At 65.4% G+C, this 21,068-nt stretch carries 20 protein-coding genes; 7 read left to right on the top strand and 13 right to left on the bottom strand.

Annotated features, from left to right (window positions below):
• Positions 1 to 29: 29 nt before the first annotated feature.
• Positions 30 to 818 carry a helix-turn-helix domain-containing protein gene (locus tag PU724_RS23610; RefSeq protein WP_292351644.1) on the bottom strand — a complete coding sequence of 263 codons (789 nt, stop codon included), beginning with the start codon at positions 816 to 818 and terminating at the stop codon, positions 30 to 32.
• 114 nt (positions 819 to 932) lie between these two features.
• Between PU724_RS23610 and PU724_RS23615 the strand changes: the two genes are divergently transcribed.
• Positions 933 to 1,784, top strand: a complete 852-nt coding sequence (locus PU724_RS23615) for an SMP-30/gluconolactonase/LRE family protein (protein ID WP_127284571.1) — start codon at positions 933 to 935, stop codon at positions 1,782 to 1,784.
• A gap of 44 nt (positions 1,785 to 1,828) precedes the next feature.
• On the opposite strand, the gene PU724_RS23620 is transcribed toward PU724_RS23615, so the two are convergent.
• The 4 genes from PU724_RS23620 to PU724_RS23635 form a co-directional block, all read right to left on the bottom strand.
• On the bottom strand, positions 1,829 to 3,532 hold the full coding sequence (locus PU724_RS23620) for a SulP family inorganic anion transporter (protein WP_354423967.1): 1,704 nt from the start codon (positions 3,530 to 3,532) through the stop codon (positions 1,829 to 1,831).
• A gap of 78 nt (positions 3,533 to 3,610) precedes the next feature.
• Complete coding sequence (locus PU724_RS23625; protein ID WP_127309434.1) at positions 3,611 to 3,880, bottom strand: helix-turn-helix domain-containing protein; 270 nt, start codon at positions 3,878 to 3,880, stop codon at positions 3,611 to 3,613.
• Positions 3,881 to 3,970: 90 nt separating this feature from the next.
• Positions 3,971 to 4,672: a phosphatase PAP2 family protein gene (locus tag PU724_RS23630; protein WP_127309435.1), complete on the bottom strand. Its 702-nt coding sequence runs from the start codon at positions 4,670 to 4,672 to the stop codon at positions 3,971 to 3,973.
• Positions 4,673 to 4,783: 111 nt separating this feature from the next.
• Complete coding sequence (locus PU724_RS23635) at positions 4,784 to 5,122, bottom strand: hypothetical protein (RefSeq protein WP_127284567.1); 339 nt, start codon at positions 5,120 to 5,122, stop codon at positions 4,784 to 4,786.
• A 347-nt stretch (positions 5,123 to 5,469) separates the two neighbouring features.
• Here PU724_RS23635 and PU724_RS23640 point away from each other — a divergent pair, with 347 nt between their 5' ends.
• Positions 5,470 to 7,473, top strand: coding sequence for a PhoX family protein (locus PU724_RS23640; protein WP_354423970.1), 2,004 nt, complete (start codon positions 5,470 to 5,472; stop codon positions 7,471 to 7,473).
• Between the two features lie 147 nt (positions 7,474 to 7,620).
• A complete protein-coding gene (locus tag PU724_RS23645) occupies positions 7,621 to 7,845 on the top strand; it encodes a hypothetical protein (RefSeq protein WP_127284565.1) in 225 nt (74 codons plus the stop codon).
• Positions 7,846 to 7,973: 128 nt separating this feature from the next.
• On the opposite strand, the gene PU724_RS23650 is transcribed toward PU724_RS23645, so the two are convergent.
• Together PU724_RS23650 and PU724_RS23655 are read right to left on the bottom strand one after the other, a co-directional pair.
• Positions 7,974 to 8,654: a GNAT family N-acetyltransferase gene (locus PU724_RS23650; protein ID WP_354423972.1), complete on the bottom strand. Its 681-nt coding sequence runs from the start codon at positions 8,652 to 8,654 to the stop codon at positions 7,974 to 7,976.
• Positions 8,651 to 9,142 (bottom strand): MarR family winged helix-turn-helix transcriptional regulator, encoded by a 492-nt coding sequence (locus PU724_RS23655; RefSeq protein WP_354423974.1) that lies wholly within the window; start codon positions 9,140 to 9,142, stop codon positions 8,651 to 8,653. Before PU724_RS23655 ends, PU724_RS23650 begins: the two co-directional genes overlap by 4 nt.
• Before the next feature lie 263 nt (positions 9,143 to 9,405).
• Between PU724_RS23655 and PU724_RS23660 the strand changes: the two genes are divergently transcribed.
• Positions 9,406 to 10,443, top strand: a complete 1,038-nt coding sequence (locus tag PU724_RS23660; protein ID WP_354423976.1) for a phosphatidylglycerol lysyltransferase domain-containing protein — start codon at positions 9,406 to 9,408, stop codon at positions 10,441 to 10,443.
• A gap of 8 nt (positions 10,444 to 10,451) precedes the next feature.
• On the opposite strand, the gene PU724_RS23665 is transcribed toward PU724_RS23660, so the two are convergent.
• Positions 10,452 to 11,213: an ABC transporter permease gene (locus PU724_RS23665; protein ID WP_127284561.1), complete on the bottom strand. Its 762-nt coding sequence runs from the start codon at positions 11,211 to 11,213 to the stop codon at positions 10,452 to 10,454.
• Positions 11,210 to 12,136 (bottom strand): ABC transporter ATP-binding protein, encoded by a 927-nt coding sequence (locus PU724_RS23670; RefSeq protein ID WP_135859545.1) that lies wholly within the window; start codon positions 12,134 to 12,136, stop codon positions 11,210 to 11,212. Before PU724_RS23670 ends, PU724_RS23665 begins: the two co-directional genes overlap by 4 nt.
• Before the next feature lie 234 nt (positions 12,137 to 12,370).
• On the opposite strand from PU724_RS23670, the gene PU724_RS23675 reads away from it, so the two are divergent.
• Together PU724_RS23675 and PU724_RS23680 are read left to right on the top strand one after the other, a co-directional pair.
• The gene (locus tag PU724_RS23675) at positions 12,371 to 13,732 is read left to right on the top strand and encodes a cytochrome ubiquinol oxidase subunit I (RefSeq protein WP_354423979.1); all 1,362 of its coding nucleotides are present in this window, start codon (positions 12,371 to 12,373) and stop codon (positions 13,730 to 13,732) included.
• Between the two features lie 283 nt (positions 13,733 to 14,015).
• Positions 14,016 to 15,020 (top strand): cytochrome d ubiquinol oxidase subunit II, encoded by a 1,005-nt coding sequence (locus PU724_RS23680; RefSeq protein WP_128273269.1) that lies wholly within the window; start codon positions 14,016 to 14,018, stop codon positions 15,018 to 15,020.
• A gap of 167 nt (positions 15,021 to 15,187) precedes the next feature.
• Here PU724_RS23680 and msrA read toward each other — a convergent pair whose 3' ends face one another.
• The 4 genes from msrA to PU724_RS23700 all read right to left on the bottom strand — a co-directional run bounded on the left by msrA (position 15,188) and on the right by PU724_RS23700 (position 18,806).
• Positions 15,188 to 15,922, bottom strand: coding sequence for a peptide-methionine (S)-S-oxide reductase MsrA (msrA, locus tag PU724_RS23685; protein ID WP_292174564.1), 735 nt, complete (start codon positions 15,920 to 15,922; stop codon positions 15,188 to 15,190).
• Between the two features lie 81 nt (positions 15,923 to 16,003).
• Positions 16,004 to 16,291: a hypothetical protein gene (locus tag PU724_RS23690; protein ID WP_354423981.1), complete on the bottom strand. Its 288-nt coding sequence runs from the start codon at positions 16,289 to 16,291 to the stop codon at positions 16,004 to 16,006.
• Positions 16,292 to 16,375: 84 nt separating this feature from the next.
• Positions 16,376 to 17,083: a DUF1223 domain-containing protein gene (locus tag PU724_RS23695; RefSeq protein WP_354423982.1), complete on the bottom strand. Its 708-nt coding sequence runs from the start codon at positions 17,081 to 17,083 to the stop codon at positions 16,376 to 16,378.
• Positions 17,084 to 17,741: 658 nt separating this feature from the next.
• Complete coding sequence (locus tag PU724_RS23700; protein WP_354423984.1) at positions 17,742 to 18,806, bottom strand: TadE/TadG family type IV pilus assembly protein; 1,065 nt, start codon at positions 18,804 to 18,806, stop codon at positions 17,742 to 17,744.
• 452 nt (positions 18,807 to 19,258) lie between these two features.
• On the opposite strand from PU724_RS23700, the gene lepA reads away from it, so the two are divergent.
• Positions 19,259 to 21,064, top strand: a complete 1,806-nt coding sequence (gene lepA, locus PU724_RS23705) for a translation elongation factor 4 (RefSeq protein WP_354423986.1) — start codon at positions 19,259 to 19,261, stop codon at positions 21,062 to 21,064.
• The last annotated feature ends 4 nt before the right edge of the window (positions 21,065 to 21,068 follow it).

Below are 21,068 nucleotides of genomic sequence, written 5' to 3' on the forward strand. Positions count from 1 at the left end.
TGTGCGCAACCCCGGTCCAGGGGCAAGTATCAGGCCGGCAAGGGTCGGCGTCCCTTTGCGGGAGCCGCGGCCCCGGCATCGCGCGCATGCGGCCCGATCGGCATGATCGCCGGAAACGGCGTCGCGCCGAAGGCAAAGGTCCATTTGTAGCCGATGAGCTGGTCCTCGGGCGTCGTGTGCTGGTCGTGGTGGGCAAGCAGTTTTGCGCGCTCGGCCAGCTCCTCCGCCTCGCGTCGCACCATCTGCGCCGTTTCCGGCCGCATCCGCCGCGAGAAGCTGACGAAACTCGCCTCGCGCTCCAGATGGGTGATCGCCCAGCCGATGAAATTCTTGTTGGTCATCTCGAACAGCGGCCTCAGCGGTCCATCGAAATTCCACTGGATCGGCGTCTCGACCAGCAGCCGCGCCGAAAGCCCGCGCCCGATCTCGACAAGGCCGAGCGCCTCGAGGTCGCGCAGGTAAAGGAACATCGAGGCTTCGCTCAGCCCTTGCGAGCGCATGATGCCCTGCGGCGTGAACTTCTCCGACAGCATGATGAAGACGAACAGCAGCGCCGGCCGCGCCGCCAGCTTGCGCTCGATCTCCGGCGCGACGTGGTTGGCCGGCCCCGGCCCCCGGTTCATCGAGCCGAGCACGTTTTCGAGCTCGACATCGGCGGCGGCGCAGATCTCGACCAGGCGGTCGAGCTTGCAGTTCTTCTCATGGAAGATACGCTTCACCGTCGGCTCGGAAACGCCCATGCGCTCGGCCAGCATGCGATAGGTCAGGCCCTTCGCCTTCAGCGTCCGTTTCAGGGCCTCGAAGATCGGACCATTCATGGAATGCACCTCGTCAGCGTAATTTCGTATCGATTGTCGATACTAGCTGGAAGAGGCCTTCCGGAAAAGTATCGAAAAACCTAGCTCTCCGTCCGTCATTGCAGGAGACCAGTCATGAAAACCCTCATCGTTTCGACCATCCTCGCCTTCGCCGCCATGACGCCAATCGCCGAGGCCGGCGAAATCTGGCGCGCCTCGGGCTTCGAGCAGCCGGAATCGGCGCTCTTCGATGCCGCCAACAAGCGCATCATCGTCTCCAACATCGCCGGCAATCCCGGCGAGGCCGACGGCAACGGCTATCTGTCGGTGCTGTCGCTCGACGGCAAGCTCGTCGCCCGGCATTGGACCGACGGCATGGACGCGCCCAAGGGCATGGCGCTCTCGGGCGGCAAGCTCTACGTCGCCGACATCACCAAGGTCCGCGTCGTCGATCTGGCCAGCGGCAAGCTGGTCGCCAGCATCGACGTGCCGAATGCCGTCTTCCTCAACGACATGACGGCGGACAGCGCGGGCAAGATCTATGTCAGCGACATGCTGGCCGACACCATCTACCGCATCGACGGCGACAGGCCGGAGCTGTTCGTCAAGGACGCGCTGCTTGCCTCGCCCAACGGCATCTTCGCCGACGGCGGCAGGCTGATCGTCGCCTCCTGGGGCAAGGGGATAAAGCCCGATTTCAGCACCGCCGAGCCGGGCGGCCTGCTTTCGGTCGACCTCGCCAGCAAGGCGATCTCGCCGCTGCCCGGCGCGGAAAAATTCGCCGACCTCGATGGCGTCGTCGCCATCGGCGACAGCATCTACGCCACCGCCTACATGACCGGCACGCTCTATCGCTACAAGGATGGCGGCAAGCCGGAGGCCTTCGCCACCTTCAAGCCGGGCAGCGCCGACATCGGCGCCGACGGCAAAACGATCTTCGTGCCGCTGATGAACGAGGGCGAGGTCGCCGCGCTCAGCCTCGATTGAGGCCGTCGGGCGGTCGGCTCGGGTCGAGGCCGCCCGCTCAGCGATCAGCCGTCGGGCGCCTTGAGCTGCGCCCGCGCGTCGCGGATCGAGGCGGCATAGGTGACCAGCGGTCGCTTGACGCCGTGGTTGATCAGCATGCGCCGCGTCTGCGGGGCGGCGCCGGCGATGATGAAGCGCACGCCGGCGCGCCTCGCCTTGTGCGCCGCGCCCTCGATGACGTTGGCGGCGGTGGAATCGAAGAACGGCACCGCCGAACAGTCGAGGATGAAGTTCTTCCTCTGGTCGGCGATGCGGTCGAGCACGGTGCCGACAGTCGAGGCGGCGCCGAAGAAGAAGGCGCCCGAGATGCGGTAGACGACGGTGTCGGCATCGCTCGCCTCGCTGGAATCATAGGTGCTGGCGCGGTCGGCGATGTCGTCCGGCACCAGCGGCTGATCGGCCTCGACGGCGATCGACTTGGCCATGCGGTCGATGAACAGGATCGAGCCCAGCGCGAAGCCGACGACGATGCCCTCGGTGAGGTCGCGGAAGACGACGATCAGGAAGGTCGCCATCAACACCAGCGCATCGCCGCGGGAGGTGCGGAGCAGCGTCGCGAAGGCCTGCTTCTCGAACATGTTCCAGCACACCACCGCCAGCACGCCGGCAAGCGCGGCCAGCGGGATGTAGCTGGCCAGCGGCGCCGCCACCAGCATCAGCACCAGCAGGATCGCCGAATGCACCATGCCCGCGACCGGCCCATGCGCGCCGGCCCGCACATTGGTGGCGGTGCGGGCAATCGTGCCGGTGGCGCAGATGCCGCCGAACAGGGCCGACGCGATGTTCGCGAAGCCTTGCGCCACCAGCTCGCAATTGGAGCGGTGCCGCCGCCCGGTCATGCCGTCGGCGACCACGGCGGAGAGCAGCGATTCGATCGCGCCGAGCAGCGCGAAGGCCACCGCATCCGGCAGCACGTCGACCATCCTGTCGATGCCGATGGGCGGAAACGCCGGCCACTGCAGGCTGCGCGGGATGCCGCCATAGCGCGTGCCGATCGTTTCGGCCGGCAGCGCGAACACAGCCACGACCAGCGAGGCCAGCCCGATGGCGATCAGCATCGCCGGCCATTTCGGCCGCCAGCGCTTGAGAAAGACAATGGTCGCGATGGTCAGCACCGCCACGAAGGTCGCGGCCGGGTTGATCGTGCCGGCCGCCTCACTGAGCGCCATCAGCTTCGGCACCAGCGGCCCCGGCTCCTTGCCGGCAAGCGTCAGCCCGAACAGCTCGGTGATCTGGCCGGAGAAGATGATGACGGCAATCCCCGCGGTGAAGCCGACGGTCACCGGATAGGGGATGAACTTGATGTAGGTGCCGAGCCTCAGATAGCCGATGGCGAGCAGGAAGACGCCGGCCATCATCGTTGCCAGCAGCAGCCCGTCGACGCCGACGCGCGCCACCGTCGCCGCCACCAGCACGATGAAGGCGCCTGCCGGGCCGCCGATCTGGAAGCGGCTGCCGCCGAGCGCCGAGATGATGAAGCCGCCGACGATCGAAGTGTAGAGGCCGCGCTCGGGCGTCACGCCGGAGGCGATCGCGATCGCCATCGACAGCGGCAGCGCCACGATGGCAACCGTCAGCCCGGCAATCGCGTCGGTCCTGAAGTGTGCTAGCGAGTAGCCCTCACGCAGCACCGTCACCAGCTTTGGGGTGAACAGTTCGGCAAATGTCGGCCGTGCCTGCTGGTGGTTTGCCCGCCGGGCCTGATCCATGGACTGCCTTCCGCGTCTCGAAGGCGGCGGGGATCGTCGGCAGCATGTCGGCGGTCGCCGTCGCGACTATTACGCGACTCAGCCTTGCGGGTTCTGCGATACGGCCGGCTTGAGGCGCACGCCCCGGCCGCCGCGCTCGCTGGCCTGGTTCTCGCCGATCAGTTCCACCCCGGCCTCGTCGAGTGCCTGGATGACCTTCATCAGCGTGTCGACCACGCCCCTGACGACGCCGTCGCTCGCCTCCATGCGCTGAATGGTCGGAAGCGAAACCCCGGCGCGCTCGGCCAACGTCTTCTGATCGATGCCGGCCAGCGCCCTCGCGGCGCGCATCTGCTGGGCGGTGATCATCGGCCAGAACCCTTGTCTGAGTCTGCAGTATCAATGGATAGTACAAACATCATGATGTTTCAAGCATCATTGAGTATGGATAAAACATGGCTACTCACTGTCGCTCACCGCATGGCGCCGCTGCAGGAACCGCGCCACCAGCCAGCACAGCATGGCCCAGGCGAAGCCGGCGCACCAGCCGCCGAGCACGTCGGACGGCCAATGGACACCGAGATAGACGCGGCTGGTGCCGACCAGCACCGTGATCAGCACGGCGAGGCAGAGCACGAAGATCTTGGTCGTGCGGTCCGGCAGGAAGCGCGCCGCCAGCGAGCCCAGCGTGAGGTAGGTGACCGCCGACAGCATGGCATGGCCGCTCGGGAAGGAGAGCGACGTCTCGTCGACGAGGTGCGAGACGAGTTCCGGGCGCGGTCGGTCGATGCCGGCCTTGAGCAGGCTGGACAGCACCTGTCCGCCGGCTACCGCGACGAAGATCAGAAGCGCCGATCCCGGCCTGCGGATCAAAAGCAGGTAGACGATCACCGCCGCGGTGATCAGCACCAGCACGCTGGTGCTGCCGAGGCTGGTGATGTCGCGCATCGCCCCCTGCAGCCAAAGCGGCCCGATCGGGTGGTCGGGTTGCCCAGCCTGGCGGAAGGCGAGCAGGATCTCGGTGTCGAAGGCGTGCGGCGTGGTGGCGTGCGCCGCCTCCATCAATTCGACGAAGCCCCACAGTCCGAAGGCGACCACCAGCCCGGCCAGAAGGACCGGAAACTCGATCTTGTTGAAGAACGCGACCGCGGCGGATTTCATCGGGCGGGACCTACAGCCATTCCAGGAAAAGTGCGCAGCGGTTTTCCGTCAGGAATTGCGTCAAAACAAAACTCGGGGCGGCTCGGCGATTCCATGAAACGCTGAACCGCCTTAGAGTCGCTGCATATAGGGCCCGAGCGTGATCAGCGCCACGGCGGCGATCGCCAGCACGATGCCGGTCGCCTGCAGGGCATTGACCTTCTCGCCGAAGAAGGCGAGCGCCACGACGTTCACCGACACCAGCTGGATCACCGCCGACAGGCTGAACGACACCGACATGCCGAATTCACGGATCAGCCTCAGCATGATCAGATTGCCCAGCGAATAGAGCGCCAGCGTCAGCACGATCTTGCCGAGGCTAGGCGCCAGCCCCCATTGCTTGGCCGCGGTCGCCGCGAGCAGGAAGATCACGGTCGAAACGCCAAGCTGCACCAATCCCCAGAAACTCACGGTTCATTTCTCCCAATTGCCGCCATCGCCATGCGTGCCGCAGTCCTTGTTTCCGAAGCGCGCGAGGCCGTCAAGCAGACCGCGTCTCACCAGCGCCCCGCTCAGACAGGATCGAAGCCGGATGTCGCAAAATGCGTCCCGGCCGCCATGATCGGTGCCGACCGATGCGATATTTTGAAATCATGCGCGAGCGATGAATGGCCACGGGTGCCGGCCGACGGGACAGGCGCCGTTCATGAGCCGGCAAATAACCAGCCGAAAACGCGCCGAGTGTCACGAAAATGTGATCGAGCGGTTATAGGGGTCGACAGGTCACATGCTCCAGCCAAGAAGCCAGAGGAAAGCTCATGTCCGACCACCGCTCCCCTGACACCGGTTTCCGAACCAGCCTGCTCGAGGAGAATGACGGCCCGGCCGTCAATCCCACCGACAACCGCACCATGGGCGAGATCATCGCCGCGCGCTTCTCGCGCCGTGGCTTCCTGAAGGGTTCGCTGGCGGTTTCGGCCATCGCCGCCACGGTCAGCCCGCTGGCGCTGGTCGCCGCCGACGATGCCCGCGCCGCCGAGGCCTCGGCCTTCACCTTCGACGAGCTGGAGGCCGGCATCGACGACAAGCACCATGTCGCGCCGGGCTACGATGCCGACGTGCTGTTGCGCTGGGGCGATCCGCTGTTTGCCGACTCGCCGGAATTCGACCCGGCAAAGCAGTCGGCCGAGGCCCAGGCAAAACAGTTCGGCTACAACAACGACTATGTCGGCTATATCCCGATCGACGGCTCGGCCGAGCATGGCCTGCTGGTGGTCAACCACGAATACACCAACCCGCATCTGATGTTCCCCGGCATCGTCAAGATCGTCGACAAGGACGGCAAGAAGGCAGCCGAGGTGGCGCCGCTCAGCAAGGAGCAGGTCGACGTCGAGATGGCGGCCCATGGCGGCTCCATCGTCGAGATCCGCAAGGACGGCGGCAAGTGGCAGGTGGTGCGCGACGGCAAGCTCAACCGCCGCATCACCTCCAACACCGAGATGCAGCTTGCCGGCCCGGCCGCCGGCCACGACCGCCTCAAGACCAATGCCGATCCCGCCGGCACCAAGGTCATCGGCACCTTCAACAATTGCGCCGGCGGCGTCACCCCCTGGGGCACCTATGTCATGGCCGAGGAGAACATCCATGGCTATTTCTCCGGCGAATTGCCGGAGGGCCACAAGGAAGCCGCCAACTACAAGCGCCTCGGCATTCCGGAAGGCGCCTATGAGTGGGGCGCGCATTATGACCGCTTCAACCTCGCCAAGGAGCCGAACGAGGCCAACCGCTTCGGCTGGATCGTCGAGGTCGACGTCAATGATCCGGCCTCGGTGCCGCGCAAGCGTACCGCCATGGGCCGCTTCAAGCATGAGGGCGCGGAATCGATCGTCGCCAAGGACGGCCGCGTTGTCTTCTATCTCGGCGACGACGAGCGTTTCGACTACGCCTACAAGTTCGTCACCACCGGCAAGTTCAACGCCAACGACCTCGCGGCCAACAAGGACCTGCTCGACGACGGCACGCTGCATGTCGCCAAGTTCGGCGAGGACGGCACCGTCGAATGGATGCCGATCGTCTTCGGCCAGGGCCCGCTGACTGCGGAAAACGGCTTCGCCAGCCAGGCCGACGTGCTGATCGAGACGCGCCGCGCCGCCGACCTGCTCGGCGCCACCAAGATGGACCGCCCAGAGGACATCCAGCCCAATGGCGCCAACGGCAAGGTCTATGTCATGCTGACCAACAATTCGAAGCGCAAGGCGGAGCAGGTCGACGCCGCCAATCCGCGCGCGTCGAACGCCTTCGGCCACATCATCGAGATATCGGAGGATGGCGGCGACTTCGCTGCCGCCAAGGGCAAATGGGAAGTGCTGCTGAAATGCGGCGATCCCTCGGTGGCCGAGGTCGGCGCCACCTTCTCGACCGCGACCACCGCCAATGGCTGGTTCGGCATGCCGGACAATTGCGCCGTCGATTCGGCTGGCCGTTTGTGGGTCGCCACCGACGGCCAGGGTCCGAAGGCCACCGGCCGCACCGACGGCCTGTGGGCGGTCGACACCGAAGGCGCGGCGCGGGCGACCTCGAAGCTGTTCTTCCGCGTGCCGATCGGCGCCGAAATGTGCGGCCCGCTGTTCGCGCCGGACGACCAGACCGCCTTCGTCGCCGTCCAGCATCCGGGCGACGGCGGCGAGGACTGGGAGGCCTTCGGCCGTCCGTCCTACTATGAGGACCTGTCGACCCGCTGGCCCGACTTCAAGCCCGACATGCCGACGCGGCCTTCAGTGGTCGCCATCACCAAAAAGGGCGGCGGCAAGATCGCCGTCTGACGCGCGGTCTATCTCGACCCATTGCATGATCAAAGGAGGGATCTCGGCCCCCCCGAGATCCCTCCTTTTCACTCTAGGAACCAGTCAAGCTTCGGGAAAGATTGGCAATTTATGCGTGGCGCCCTAGGTCCTTGTCAGGAGACTGCCATGCCAAAGTCTGTTTATGACCGTGGCCTGCTGAAGCCTGCCGACATCGCCAGGCTGCAGCGCGTCTTTGACGAGGCCTGCCGGCGGCGCCAGGCGCATCCCGATTCGGCCGAAGCCCGGGAAATCGCCCTGAACCTGCTTGCCCTGCACAATGCCGGCATGGTCGAAGAGGACATGCTGATGGAAGCCGTCGGCTTCCGGCGGCTTGAGCCAAAGTCGGCCTAGAGCAATTCCAGGAAAAGTGTGAGCGGTTTTCCGTCCGGAATTGCCTCAAAACAAAGAGACGGAGCAGTTCGCCGGTTCCGTGAAACGGTGAAACGCTCTTGGTCCGCGAGAACGGCCGCTGGTGCGCCCTATCCGGTGCGCTGAACCACCGCCATGTTCATCATGCTTCTCAGCCGGAAGCCGATGGACTCGTACAGTCCGATGGCCGCGACATTGCTGGCATAAGCGTGGAGATAGGGGATTTCGCCGCGCGTCATGATTTGATTTGCCACGAACAGGGACAGCCGCCTGGCGAGGCCGCCGCCGCGGAAATCCGGATGCGAGCACACGCCACTGAGCTCCGTGTAGCCAGGCTGCTTCATGCGCTCGCCGGCCATCGCCGCCAACCTGCCGTCGATCTTCACGCCCCAGAAATCGCCGAGGCTCAACGCCTCAAGCGTGAACGGGCCGGGCCTGGTGAGCGCCGCCAGAGCGAGCATCTCGGCGGCATCGTCCTGCGTCAACCGCCGGATGCGCTCGTCGGATACGGCCTGCACCGGCCGCTCGGCGATCATCTGAACCAGCGACGCGGTCGAAATCGCGGACAGCGCCGCAGGCAGGACGATTGCGTCCGCCTGGACCACGATTGAGCTTTCGAGCGGCGGAATTAGCCTGCCCAGCGCCTCCAGGCTAGCCGTGTCGTCCGCCGCGGTGGCCGCGAACGGAACGATCGACGGCCTGTATCGCCTGGCCAGGCTGTCGCCTTGCGCGAAGGACTGATGTCGCGAGCTGAGCGCGCTCCAGATGGGACGGTCGAGCAGGTGGTTCATCGCACCGGACTCACGGCCTTTTCCACGCGACGGTCGAGCGGAGACGCGGCCAGGCGGTCCTCGATTTCGGCGAGCTGGCCTAGCAGCGGCCCGGACAGGTCGGCGCACAGAGCCGCAACGGCCTCCTCGATGCGAGGCCAGACTTCGCGCTTCGCCACATCGACCAGCCGTCGGCCGTTGCGGCTGAGGGAGACGATTCGGCGCCGCTGGTCGTCGTTCGACGGGCTGACCTCGACCAGTCCCAGTTCGGCCAGCAGCGCCACGCTGCGCGTGACGCCCGGCTGGGCGATCCCGAGCGACTGCGCCAGCTCGCCGACCGGCAGCGGCCCCAGCCTGTCGAGCGCGGCGAGCAGCGGATACTGGCTCGACTGGACCCGGACCTCCAGCTCGTCGAGCACGCGCTGCGTATCCGCCTGCAACTGCTCGCCGATGCGCTTGAACCTGCTGCCCAGGCACAGAAAGCCAAGCGACCGTATGATGTCGTCCATGATCCAGCTCGTTCATTCAAAACGATAACATGATATATAACATCGCATGAAAAGTCAAAGCCTGCTACCACAGGATGCAAGCCGATCCGGCCGATTAGGGCGCATGGCGCGCTGCCCACTCGCCACTCTTTGGCCGAGATTTCCCCTTCTGTCGGTGCCGATTGCATCCTATATGGCGCCTGCGCGGTATGATTGACCGTGCCAAGGCGACTGATTCGGGCCTGCGGGTCGACGGGTCTCCATCTATCGGCACGCGGAACCTCATGCCCTCCCTGCGGATCCACATTGACAGGTTTCTCGAAGGCGCAGCACCCAAGGTTCCGCGGCGCGACCTGACGCATCTCGAGCGCCTGGCGCTGGTGCGCCGGCATGGCGATTTCTCGCTCGCCTATTCCACCGCCGTGCAGCAGAAGCTGTCCTATTTCAGCGATGGCGACGGCTACATCGCCTTCGGCACCAAGATGAAGCACCATTTCGCGCTCGGCGATCCGGTGGTGCAGCCGGCCGAGCGGCCGGCCTATATCAAGCGCTTCGTCGAGGCCGCAGGCGATCCCTGGTTCGTGCAGATCGGCGCCGAGACCGCGCGGGTGCTGGCCGGTCTCGGCTACCGCATCAATCGTCTGGGCATCGACACCAGGCTGCACCTGCCCGCGCACGATTTCTCCGGCAAGCGCAACGAGACGGTGCGCTATTCCGAACGCTGGCTGTCGAAGAAGGGTTTTTCCTTCGAGGAGGACAGGCGCAACATCTTCCTCGACGAGATCGCCAGGCTGTCGGAGAACTGGCGCGGCGAGCGCATCGTCAAGCGCTGGGAGATGGGCTTCCTCAACCGGCCCTTCGCCGACCATCTCGGCGCCGACATGCGCCGCTTCGTGCTGCATGGGCCGGAGGGCGAGCTGGTCGCCCTGCTCGATTTCGATCCGCTGTTTCGCGACGGCAAGGTCATCGGCTACACCACCGCCTTCAAGCGCAAGCATATCGACGCCACGCCGCATGCCGAGATCGGCCTGACCAAATTCGCCGTCGACCGCTTTCGCGAGGAGGGCAAGTCCGTTGTCACGCTGGGTCTGTCGCCGCTGGTCGACATCGAGGCCAGCGGCTTTGCCGAATCGAGCTTCTGGCGCAGCACCTTCCAGCGCGCCTATGGCTCCGCCTGGATCAATCGCTCGAAGTTCAATTTGCAGGGCCAGGCGGCCTTCAAGCGCCGTTTCCACGGCCAGGAACAGCCGACCTATGTCGCCTTCCGCAGGGGGACGCTTGTCGAGATGCTGGGGCTGCTGCGGCTGGTGAAGGCGATCTGACCTGCCGGTCAGTTCCGCAATCGATACCCGGTCCTGAATATCCAGGCGACGATCGCGATGCAGACGCCCAGGAACACCACGGTCATGCCGAGGCTGATGCCGACCGAGACGTCCGACTTGCCGTAGAAACTCCAGCGGAACCCGCTGATCAGGTAGACGACCGGGTTGAACAGCGTCACCGTGCGCCAGATGCCGGGCAGCATGTTGATCGAATAGAAGCTGCCGCCGAGGAAGGTCAGCGGCGTGATGATCAGCAGCGGCACCAGCTGCAATTGCTCGAAGCTCTTCGCCCAGATGCCGATGATGAAGCCGAACAGGCTGAAGGTCACCGCCGTCAGCACCAGGAAGGCGAGCATCCAGAACGGGTGCTCGATATGCAGCGGCACGAACAGCGAGGCGGTGGCCAGGATGATCAGGCCGAGCACGATCGACTTGGTCGCCGCACCCCCGACATAGGCGATGACGATCTCCAGATAGGACACCGGCGCCGAAAGCAGCTCGTAGATCGAGCCGACGAATTTCGGGAAATAGATGGCGAAGGAGGCATTCGAGATCGACTGCGTCAAGAGCGACAGCATGATCAGCCCCGGCACGATGAAGGCGCCGTAGCTGATGCCGTCGATCTCGGTGATGCGCGAGCCGATGGCCGAGCCGAAGACGACGAAATAGAGCGAGGTCGAGATGACCGGCGAGATGATGCTCTGCAGCACGGTGCGCAGCGCGCGCGCCATTTCCACCCGGTAGATGGCCCAGACGGCGCGCAGGTTCATGGCTCTTGCCTCAGCAGGTTGACGAAGATCTCCTCCAGCGAGCTGTTCTCCGTGTCGATGTCGCGGAACTGGATGCCCGCCGCCTCGAGGTCGCGCATCAGCGACGCGACGCCCGGCCGGTCGCTCTGGTTGTCGTAGGTGTAGGTCAATTGATCGCCATTGGGCGACAGCTCCAGCGCGTAGCGCGAGAAGCTCTCCGGGATGGCCGCGAGCGGACTGCGCAGCTCCAGCATCAGCCGCTTGCGGCCGAGTTTGCGCATCAGCTCGGCCTTGTCGTCGACCAGCACGATCTCGCCGCGGTTGATGACGCCGACGCGGTCGGCCATCGCCTCGGCCTCCTCGATGTAGTGGGTGGTCAGGATGATGGTGACGCCGTCCTCGCGCAGCCGGCGCACCATCGCCCACATGTCCTGGCGCAATTCGACGTCGACGCCGGCCGTCGGCTCGTCGAGGAAGAGCACCCGCGGCTCGTGCGACAGCGCCTTGGCGATCATCAGCCGGCGCTTCATGCCGCCCGACAGCGTGATCGCCTTGGCGTCCTTCTTCTCCCACAGCGAGAGGTCGCGCAGCACCTTCTCGACGAACGCCTTGTTGGGCGGCTTGCCGAACAGGCCGCGGCTGTAGTTGACCGTCGCCCAGACGGTCTCGAAGGCGTCGATGGTCAGCTCCTGCGGCACCAGCCCGATCAGGCTGCGCGCGGCGCGGTAGTTCTTGCCGATGTCGTTACCGTCGACGGTGACCGAGCCCGACGAACGATTGACGATGCCGCAGACGATCGAGATCAGCGTCGTCTTGCCGGCGCCGTTCGGCCCGAGCAGCGCGAAGATCTCGCCGCGCTCGATGTCGAGGTTGATTTCCTTCAAGGCCTTGAAACCGGTGGCGTAGGTCTTGGTCACCCCGGCAATCGAGATAATGGATGGCATGGCTGAAAACGGCTGCTTGAAAGGCGGTTGTGGATTTTTATTGCGCTGAATGTCGGTGCCCGCGGCGGGAAGTCAATGCCGCTCCTGACAATTCTGGACAATCATTCCCCGATCGGGCGCTGACGCTTTCGCCCGAACTGCTGCGACAACGCGCCCCGCGTGGCGCCGCGCCGCTTTGACCGGACCGCGTCAGCGCCCTATTCTGTGAGGCATAAGCAGCAGCCGGAGTCGCCCATGGACCCGCTCATTCTGTCGCGCATCCAGTTCGGCGCGAATATTTCGTTCCATATCCTGTTTCCGGCGATCACCATTGCACTCGGCTGGGTGCTGCTGTTCTTCAAGCTGCGTTACAACCGCACCGGCGATTCCGCCTGGATGCGCGCCTATTTCACCTGGGTGAAGGTGTTCGCCTTGTCCTTCGCCATGGGCGTGGTCTCGGGCGTCACCATGAGCTTCCAGTTCGGCACCAACTGGCCGGGCTACATGGAGACCGTCGGCAACATCGCCGGGCCGCTGCTCGCCTATGAGATCCTCACCGCCTTCTTCCTCGAGGCGGCCTTCCTCGGCATCATGCTGTTCGGCTTCCGCCGCGTCTCCAACCGCATCCACACTTTGGCCACCGTGCTGGTCGCCGGCGGCACCACGGTCTCCGCCTTCTGGATCATCGCGCTCAATTCCTGGATGCAGACGCCGGCCGGCTTCGAGATGCGCGACGGCAAGGCGCACGCCGTCGACTGGTGGGCGATCGTCTTCAATCCGTCGATGCCCTACCGCCTGGTCCATATGCTGCTTGCCTCGGGGCTGACAGTCTCCTTCCTCATCGCCGGCCTGTCGGCGCTGCGCTACCTCACCGGCGACCGCTCGGAATCGATGTGGAAGGCGCTGCGCACCGGCGTCTTCACCGCCGCCATCCTGATCCCGATCCAGATTTTCGCCGGCGACCAGCACGGCCTGAACACGCTGGAGCACCAGCCGCAGAAGATCGCCGCCATGGAAGCCAACTGGAACACCGGCCCCAACGTGCCGCTGGTGCTGTTCGCATGGCCTGACGAGGCGGCCAGGGAAAACAAATTCGAGGTCGCCATCCCCGACGGCGCCAGCCTCGTGCTGAGGCACTCAACCAGCGGCGTCGTGCCGGGGCTGAACGACTATCCCGGCAACCACCCGCCGGTCTTCCCGGTGTTCTGGGGTTTTCGCATCATGGTCGGCACCGGCATCCTGATGCTGATCGTCTCGTGGTCGGCGGCCTTCTTCCTCAAGCGCCGCCACAGCCTGCCGAGGCCGCTGGCGCTGCTGATGGTGCCGATGACGATCTCCGGCTGGGTGGCGACGCTGGCCGGCTGGTACACCACCGAGATCGGCCGCCAGCCCTGGCTGGTCACCGGCGTGCTGAAGACCGCCGATGCCGTCGGCCCGGTCGCCGGCAGCCATGTCGCGCTGACGCTCGGCATCTATCTCGTCCTCTATTTGGCTTTGCTGATCGCCTATCTCGGCGTGCTGGTGCACCTGGCGCTGAAGGCGGCCAAGGATGGCGACGCCTCGCCGCTGCCGGGCGTCATGAACGCCGCCATGTCGCAGCCGGCGGCAGGAGAGTGAGGATGCACGCATTCAACGTCGGCGCTGCCCCTCACCTGCCTCCCGGCATCCTCTCCCCGTATAGTGACGGGGAGAGGAGCGCTGTTGCCGCCGGTTTCGCCAATCACCGGCGTTGCAAGGAAGGCGCCGACGTGGCGGCCAGCCTACTTCTCCCCGTCAGTATACGGGGAGAAGTGCCCGGCAGGGCGATGAGGGGCAGCGCCAACCTCGACAATTTATCTGAAACGGTTGCTTCAAGCGGTATGGCCGCACGTCGGACCAATCGCGGTTGGAGGACAAGAAAATGACCTATGACTGGCCAACCCTGCTTCCCTTGATCTTCGCCGGCCTGATGGGCCTCGCCATCCTGATCTACGTCATCCTCGACGGCTTCGATCTCGGTATCGGCATCCTGTTCGCCGCCGCCGACGACCACGAGCAGGACACGATGATCGCCGCCATCGGTCCGTTCTGGGACGCCAACGAGACCTGGCTGGTGCTGGCCGTCGGCCTGCTGCTGGTCGCCTTCCCGCTGGCGCACGGCACCATCCTCAGCGCGCTCTACATCCCGGTCTTCGTGCTGCTGGTCGGCCTGATCCTGCGCGGCGTCGCCTTCGACTTCCGCGCCAAGGTGCCGGCCGGCAGCAAGCATCGCTGGAACCGCATCTTCTTCCTCGGCTCGGCCGTCGCCTCGCTGGCGCAGGGCTATATGCTGGGCGTCTACGTGCTCGGCCTCGACGTCGGCCTCGGCGGCATCGCCTTCGGCGCGCTGGTGGCGCTCTGCCTGTCGGCCGCCTATGCGGCGATGGGCTCGGCCTGGCTGATCTACAAGACCGAGGGCGAATTGCAGAAGAAGGCGGTGCGCTGGCTGCGCACCGCGCTGGTGCTGGCCGCGCTCGGCATGGTCGCGGTGTCCCTGGCGACGCCCTTCGCCAGCCCGCGCATCTTCGACAAATGGTTCCTCTTTCCGGAGATCCTCTATCTCTCGCCGCTGCCCATCCTGTCGGCGCTGCTGTTCGTCTGGCTGTGGCGGCAGACCTTCCATCTGCCGAAGCCGAACGACCGCCACGCGCTGACACCGTTCCTGACGCTCGCCGCCATCTTCGCGCTCGGCTTCGCCGGCCTCGCCTGGTCGTTCTACCCGTTCGTCGTGCCTGACAAGCTGACCATCTGGCAGGCCGCCTCAGCGCCGGAAAGCCTGATCGTGATCCTCGTCGGCGTCGTCGTGGTGCTGCCGATCATCATCTTCTATTCGTTCTATGCCTACCGGGTGTTCGGGGGGAAGGCGACGGATCTGACTTACGATTGAAGGCGTCTTTCTCCCCCCTCGAGGGGGAGATGGCCGGCAGGCCAGAGGGGGTCGGTCCGACCGGGCTCGGCCTGCTTCCTGGCGCCGATAGGGGTCCGCGCTCCACGCGCGGGGACCCCCTCTGTCGCCTTCGGCGACATCTCCCCCTCGAGGGGGGAGATTGCCGCTCAGCTCTTGCTCGACGCCAGCACCAGCACCGGCTTTTCGCTGTAGAGCTTCGGGAACAGCGTCTTCAAATTCGCCACCTTGGGCAGGTCGTTGTAGACGATGTAGGGATAGGTCGGGTTCAGCGTCAGGAAATCCTGGTGGTAGTCCTCGGCCGGATAGAAGGTCTTGCCGGTCTCCAGCGTGGTGACGATCGGCTGGGAAAACACCTTGGCCTTGTCGAGCTGGGCGATGTAGCTCTCGGCCACCTTCTTCTGCTGGTCGTTGCCGGCGAAGATCGTCGAGCGGTACTGCGTGCCGTGGTCCGGCCCCTGGTAGTTGAGCTGCGTCGGATTGTGCGCGACCGAGAAATAGACCTGCAGCAGCTGGCCATAGGTCACCTGCGACGGGTCGTAGGTGATCTCGACCGACTCGGCATGGCCGGTGCTGCCGGTGCCGACGACCTCGTAGACGGCGTTTTCCTTGCTGCCGCCGGTGTAGCCGGACACCGCCTTGGTCACGCCCTTGACGTGCTGGAACACGCCCTGCACGCCCCAGAAGCAGCCGCCGGCGAAGATCGCCGTCTCGCTGCCGCTGGCAGCCTTCTCGTCCATTGCCGGCGGCGGGATCACCACCGCGTCCTCGGCCGAGACCGCCGGCGTCTGCCAGAACGCGGCGGCCGCGACGGTCAGGACGAGCGCGGCGAGCGCGCCTTTGGCGAAGGTCGATGATCGCTTCTGCTGTCGAATTGCGGTCATGTTGGAACTCCCTTGCTGCTGTTCACCATATACGAAATCGGCCGCCGCCGGGTTCTCACTTTGGCGTGCGTCGGCTGCAACCTATTGCGCTGGAGCCATCGCATCGACGGGCTTCATCGCATCGGTCACCGGCTTCATCGCATCCGTGGCCGGCTTCATCGCATCCGTCGCCGGCTTCATCGCCTGCGTGCTCATCGCATCGGTCGCCATGGCGTTGGCAGGCTTCATCGAGTCGGTCGCCGGCTTCATCGCTTCGGTAGCCATCGCGTTGGCCGGCTTCATGGCGTTGGTCGCGTCGTCGGCGCGGGCGCCGGCGGCGAACGCCGTGGTTGCGAGCGCGAAGGCGAGCGCGGTCAGGAATTTGGTCACGGGTATTCTCCTTGAGTTGTGGCGCGCGATGCGGGCCGGATGATGCGCTGCCGCCTCATGCGGCATCGCGCGAAGAAAGGATGATCAGTTCGCCGCGGCGGCCAGGATCGGCCCGCCCCCTGGTGTCTGCACCAGCACCGCGGTGCTGAGCCCGCCGCCATCGGCCGGCAGCGGCAGCGTCGTCGCCTCGCCGTTCCAGCTTCCGAGCCGCTGCAGCGAATGCACGACATTTGCATGCGGCAGGGTGCGGCCGGTGTTTTCGCCGCGCGCCACCGGCACCTCGACGACGCCGCGCCTGTAACGCACCAGCCAGACATCGGCCGCCCCGCCAGGCGCTGTGCCGGCGCCGATGCTCACCTTGCCGTCGCCGAGCGCAAGCGCCGGGCCCTTGGCCTGCGGGCTGGTCGAGATCAGCCGCTCGATCTCGCCGGGTGCGGCGCCGACCGCGTCGGCGCTGCCATTCACCACCACCTGCGGCGTGAACGGGCCGTCATGGCCGAGCGGCGGCTCATAATTCACCTGGCGCTGGGTGAATTCCTGCCGGCCGAACGTGTCCTTCCAGCCGAGATAGTCCCAGTAGGTGACGTTGAACGACAGCGCCAGCACGCCCGGCCGATCCTTGACCTTGATCAGGTTGGCGTTGGCCGGCGGACAGGACGAGCAGCCCTGGCTGGTGAACAGCTCGACCACGGTCAGCGGCTGCGCCGACGCCGCGCCGGCGCTGGCGGCCAGCGCGATGAAGGCCGCGCCGGCGAGCCATGCCTTGCCGAGCGTTGTCTTTGGTCCGGTCATGAGAAACAGTCTCCGTTGCGGCGGGTCATGCTCCCATTTCGCCGTGCCGGAGGACTTCGTTACAGGCATCACCGGTTTGTGATTGCGGACGCGACGTTGGAGATTGGCGAAGCCCGGGGCGCCATCCGATCTCCCCCCTTGTGGGGGAGATGTCCGGCAGGACAGAGGGGGGCGCCGTAGAGCGCCGACTCTTCAACAAGGTCCTTTTCGTAAGGCGTCGGCTCAAGACCAAACAACAGGTCTAATCGCAGGCTTGCGCAGTTCGCCGCAATGCTGGCGGGACAGCACCCCTGCTGTCCTCCCCGCATCTCCCCCCCCGCAAGCGGGATTGGCCAGCTCATACCGTCCGCCGCCTGGCTCCTTTCCTCTCCCTCCGGAGGGGGGAGAGGTGTCGCTGCGAAGCAGCGACGGAGTGGGGGAAGGCGGTTCCTAAATACGCCGCCGCCGACAATTCACCAATCAGGGCCAGGCATCACCCCGCCAGAAACAACGACGCCGGCGCTGGTCGACCCCCACTCCGTCGAGCTTCGCTCGACACCTCTCCCCCGATCGACGGGGGAGAGGAAAGGCGCCCTTCATGCTCCCACTGGCTCTTCAATCCGGAAACTGGAGGGTGCCCTTCGAGTGCGTGATCTCCCCACTTGGGGAGATCAGCTCATCACTGCGTCAGCACAGTGTTCGACGGCCGCTGGTTGAAGTCGCACTTGCCTTGGACGGTGTAGAAGAAGTCGGCGTTGCTGACGTCGGCCGGCACCGGGTTGCCGCCGTCTTCCCAGGCCTGGTAGCCGGTCTGGCCGCAGGGCACGGCGGTGAAGATGTCGACCGTCTGGCCGGTCGCCACCTCGGGCATGGTGGTGTTGCTGGGGCCGATATAGAGCCGGTTCGAGGTGGCAGGGTCGTTCGACTTCAGCACCTTCGGGCTGCCCGAGGGCACATCCATCTGCAGATAGAGGCTGTCCATCTGGCTGACGTCGATCACCGCGCCGGTGCCGTTGGCGGGATAGAACGTGTCGGCGCAGGTCGTCACATATTTCTTGCTGCCGCTGGTCTGCGTGATCGCGCCGCTCGGCAGGCTGTTGAAGTTCTTCACCGTGGCGGTGGTGCAGACCTGCTGCTGGACCTTGGTCGTGGTGCTGCCGCTGATCGTGCTGACGATGGCGGTGCCGTAGCCCTTCGGGTCGCCGAAGCCGTTATAGGTGTAGGTGATCGTCATCAGCGGCTTGGCCACGGTGTCGCCGAACTTGGTGCCGTAGAGCGTCATCGTCTTGTTCCAGTAGCCAGACACTTTCGTCACCCTGAACGTCGTCTGCACCAGCGCCGGCCGCTTGCGCACCGCCGAGGTCACGCCGACCTGCACCGTGTCGACCTTGGCGATCTGCATGAAATTGGTCGGCATCGGGTAGTGCGCCGAAGCCTTGGCGGTGGCAGTGCCGTCGGCGGCCACGACGAAGCTGTCGAGCGTCGCGCTGCCTTGCCCGCCATTGGCGGCGAAGGACTGCTGCAGCGACTTCTCGCGGTCGGCCAGCGTGGTGGTCTTCGGCAGCGTGGTGATCGACAGGATCGCCGCGTCGAGCGCGTTCTGCATGTTGCTCTTCGTCTGCACCGCCGAGGTGTAGTCGACCGAGAGGCCGACGGCGAGCAGCAGCGGCACCAGGATCATGAGGAACACCGGCACGATCGAGCCGCCTCGCGAACGGACGAAATCGCTTGCGTATCGCAACATTCTCGAAGTCCCCCAAAACCGTAGCCTGCCCAGCAGCGGCGGATCATGCCCCAAACTGGTGGATTAATGTTTAAGGCACGGCTTATTTAGGCGCGGTGAAGGTTGTGGCCGGGATTTGCCGGCACGAGCGCCTGCCGAACCCTCATCCGCCGGCGCCGCCCCTCATCCGCCTGCCGGCACCTTCTCCCCGTATAGTGACGGGGAGAAGGGGGCGGCCGCGATCTTCCCGCCCATCCTGCGCCGGCGATTGGCGAAATCGGCGACGGGAGCGTCCCTCTCCCCGTCACTATACGGGGAGAGGATGCCGGCAGGCAGGTGAGGGGCAGCGCCGACGTCAGCAATTGCCCTCCGCCGACTGCGACGGCAACCGTCACTTCCCCTCCCTGTCCCCATGGCCCGCAAAGCCAGCGCCCCGCTTGCCCCTCAACCCCGCCCCTGCTAAAGCGCGCCGCATGACGACGCCCCTCGACCACATCCGCAATTTCTCCATCGTCGCCCATATCGACCATGGCAAATCCACGCTTGCCGACCGGCTGATCCAGCTCACCGGCGGGCTGGAGGCGCGTGACATGAAGGAGCAGGTGCTGGACTCGATGGACATCGAGCGCGAGCGCGGCATCACCATCAAGGCGCAGACGGTGCGGCTGAAATACCGCGCCGACAATGGCGAGGACTATGTCCTCAACCTCATCGACACGCCCGGCCATGTCGACTTCGCCTATGAGGTGTCGCGGTCGCTGGCCGCCTGCGAGGGCTCGCTGCTGGTCGTCGACGCCAGCCAGGGCGTCGAGGCGCAGACGCTGGCCAATGTCTACCAGGCCATCGACAACAACCACGAGATCGTCGTGGTGCTGAACAAGGTCGACCTGCCGGCGGCCGAGCCCGAGCGCATCCGCGAGCAGGTCGAGGAGGTGATCGGCATCGACGCCTCCAACGCCGTGCTGATCTCGGCCAAGACCGGCCTCGGCATCCCCGACGTGCTGGAGGCGATCGTCCACCAATTGCCGCCGCCGCGCGAGGGCGATGTCACGGCGCCGCTGAAGGCGATGCTGGTCGATAGCTGGTACGACGCCTATCTCGGCGTCATCGTGCTGGTCCGCGTCATCGACGGCGTCTTGAAGAAGGGCCAGACCATCCGCATGATGGGCACCGGCGCCAAATATCTGGTTGAGCGCACCGGCGTCTTCACGCCCGCCCGCATCAATGTCGACGAGCTCGGCCCCGGCGAGTTCGGCTTCTTCACCGGCTCGATCAAGGAAGTGGCCGACACCCGCGTCGGCGACACCATCACCGAGGACCGCCGCCCGACGCAAAAGGCGCTGCCCGGCTTCAAGCCGGCGCAGCCGGTGGTGTTCTGCGGCCTGTTCCCGGTCGACGCCGCCGATTTCGAGGATCTGCGCGCCGCCGTCGGCAAGCTGCGCCTCAACGACGCCTCCTTCTCGTATGAAATGGAGACGTCGGCAGCACTCGGCTTCGGCTTCCGCTGCGGCTTCCTCGGCCTGCTGCACCTCGAGATCATCCAGGAGCGGCTGGAGCGCGAGTTCAATCTCGACCTCATCGCCACAGCACCTTCCGTCGTCTACCGCATGAACCTCAACGACGGCACGCTGAAGGAGCTGCACAACCCGGCCGACATGCCCGACGTGGTCAAGATCGCCTCGATCGAGGAGCCGTGGATCCGCGCCACCATCCTGACCCCCGACGACTATCTCGGCGGCATCCTGAAGCTCTGCCAGGACAGGCGCGGCATCCAGGCCGATCTCTCCTATGTCGGCAAGCGCGCCATGCTGACCTACGACCTGCCGCTCAACGAGGTCGTCTTCGACTTCTACGACCGTCTGAAGTCGATCTCCAAGGGCTACGCCTCCTTCGACTATCACCTGACCGACTATCGCGAGGGCGACCTGGTGAAAATGTCGATCCTGGTCAATGACGAGCCGGTCGACGCGCTCTCCATGCTGGTGCACCGCACGGCGGCGGAAAAGCGCGGCCGGCAGATGTGCGAGAAGCTGAAGGAACTGATCCCGCAGCACCTGTTCAAGATCCCGATCCAGGCGGCAATAGGCGGCCGCATCATCGCCCGCGAGACCGTCTCGGCCCTGCGCAAGGACGTCACCGCCAAATGCTACGGCGGCGACGTCTCGCGCAAGCGCAAGCTGCTCGACAAGCAGAAAGAGGGCAAGAAACGGATGCGCCAGTTCGGCAAGGTGGATATCCCGCAGGAGGCGTTTATCCAGGCCTTGAAGATGGGCGATTGAGGGG

This window comes from Mesorhizobium abyssinicae, from assembly GCF_049887195.1.
GTDB lineage: Bacteria > Pseudomonadota > Alphaproteobacteria > Rhizobiales > Rhizobiaceae > Mesorhizobium > Mesorhizobium abyssinicae.

Excerpts from the sequence above, each read along its gene's own strand:
- PU724_RS23650 (WP_354423972.1), bottom strand. The coding sequence starts at position 8,654 with ATGAACCACCTGCTCGACCGTCCCATCTGGAGCGCGCTCAGCTCGCGA.
- PU724_RS23660 (WP_354423976.1), top strand. The coding sequence starts at position 9,406 with ATGCCCTCCCTGCGGATCCACATTGACAGGTTTCTCGAAGGCGCAGCA.
- PU724_RS23670 (WP_135859545.1), bottom strand. The coding sequence starts at position 12,136 with ATGCCATCCATTATCTCGATTGCCGGGGTGACCAAGACCTACGCCACC.
- PU724_RS23695 (WP_354423982.1), bottom strand. The coding sequence starts at position 17,083 with ATGACCGGACCAAAGACAACGCTCGGCAAGGCATGGCTCGCCGGCGCG.
- PU724_RS23615 (WP_127284571.1), top strand. The coding sequence starts at position 933 with ATGAAAACCCTCATCGTTTCGACCATCCTCGCCTTCGCCGCCATGACG.
- msrA (WP_292174564.1), bottom strand. The coding sequence starts at position 15,922 with ATGACCGCAATTCGACAGCAGAAGCGATCATCGACCTTCGCCAAAGGC.
- PU724_RS23620 (WP_354423967.1), bottom strand. The coding sequence starts at position 3,532 with ATGGATCAGGCCCGGCGGGCAAACCACCAGCAGGCACGGCCGACATTT.
- lepA (WP_354423986.1), top strand. The coding sequence starts at position 19,259 with ATGACGACGCCCCTCGACCACATCCGCAATTTCTCCATCGTCGCCCAT.
- PU724_RS23665 (WP_127284561.1), bottom strand. The coding sequence starts at position 11,213 with ATGAACCTGCGCGCCGTCTGGGCCATCTACCGGGTGGAAATGGCGCGC.
- PU724_RS23625 (WP_127309434.1), bottom strand. The coding sequence starts at position 3,880 with ATGATCACCGCCCAGCAGATGCGCGCCGCGAGGGCGCTGGCCGGCATC.
- PU724_RS23700 (WP_354423984.1), bottom strand. The coding sequence starts at position 18,806 with ATGTTGCGATACGCAAGCGATTTCGTCCGTTCGCGAGGCGGCTCGATC.
- PU724_RS23640 (WP_354423970.1), top strand. The coding sequence starts at position 5,470 with ATGTCCGACCACCGCTCCCCTGACACCGGTTTCCGAACCAGCCTGCTC.
- PU724_RS23680 (WP_128273269.1), top strand. The coding sequence starts at position 14,016 with ATGACCTATGACTGGCCAACCCTGCTTCCCTTGATCTTCGCCGGCCTG.
- PU724_RS23610 (WP_292351644.1), bottom strand. The coding sequence starts at position 818 with ATGAATGGTCCGATCTTCGAGGCCCTGAAACGGACGCTGAAGGCGAAG.
- PU724_RS23630 (WP_127309435.1), bottom strand. The coding sequence starts at position 4,672 with ATGAAATCCGCCGCGGTCGCGTTCTTCAACAAGATCGAGTTTCCGGTC.
- PU724_RS23645 (WP_127284565.1), top strand. The coding sequence starts at position 7,621 with ATGCCAAAGTCTGTTTATGACCGTGGCCTGCTGAAGCCTGCCGACATC.
- PU724_RS23675 (WP_354423979.1), top strand. The coding sequence starts at position 12,371 with ATGGACCCGCTCATTCTGTCGCGCATCCAGTTCGGCGCGAATATTTCG.
- PU724_RS23655 (WP_354423974.1), bottom strand. The coding sequence starts at position 9,142 with ATGGACGACATCATACGGTCGCTTGGCTTTCTGTGCCTGGGCAGCAGG.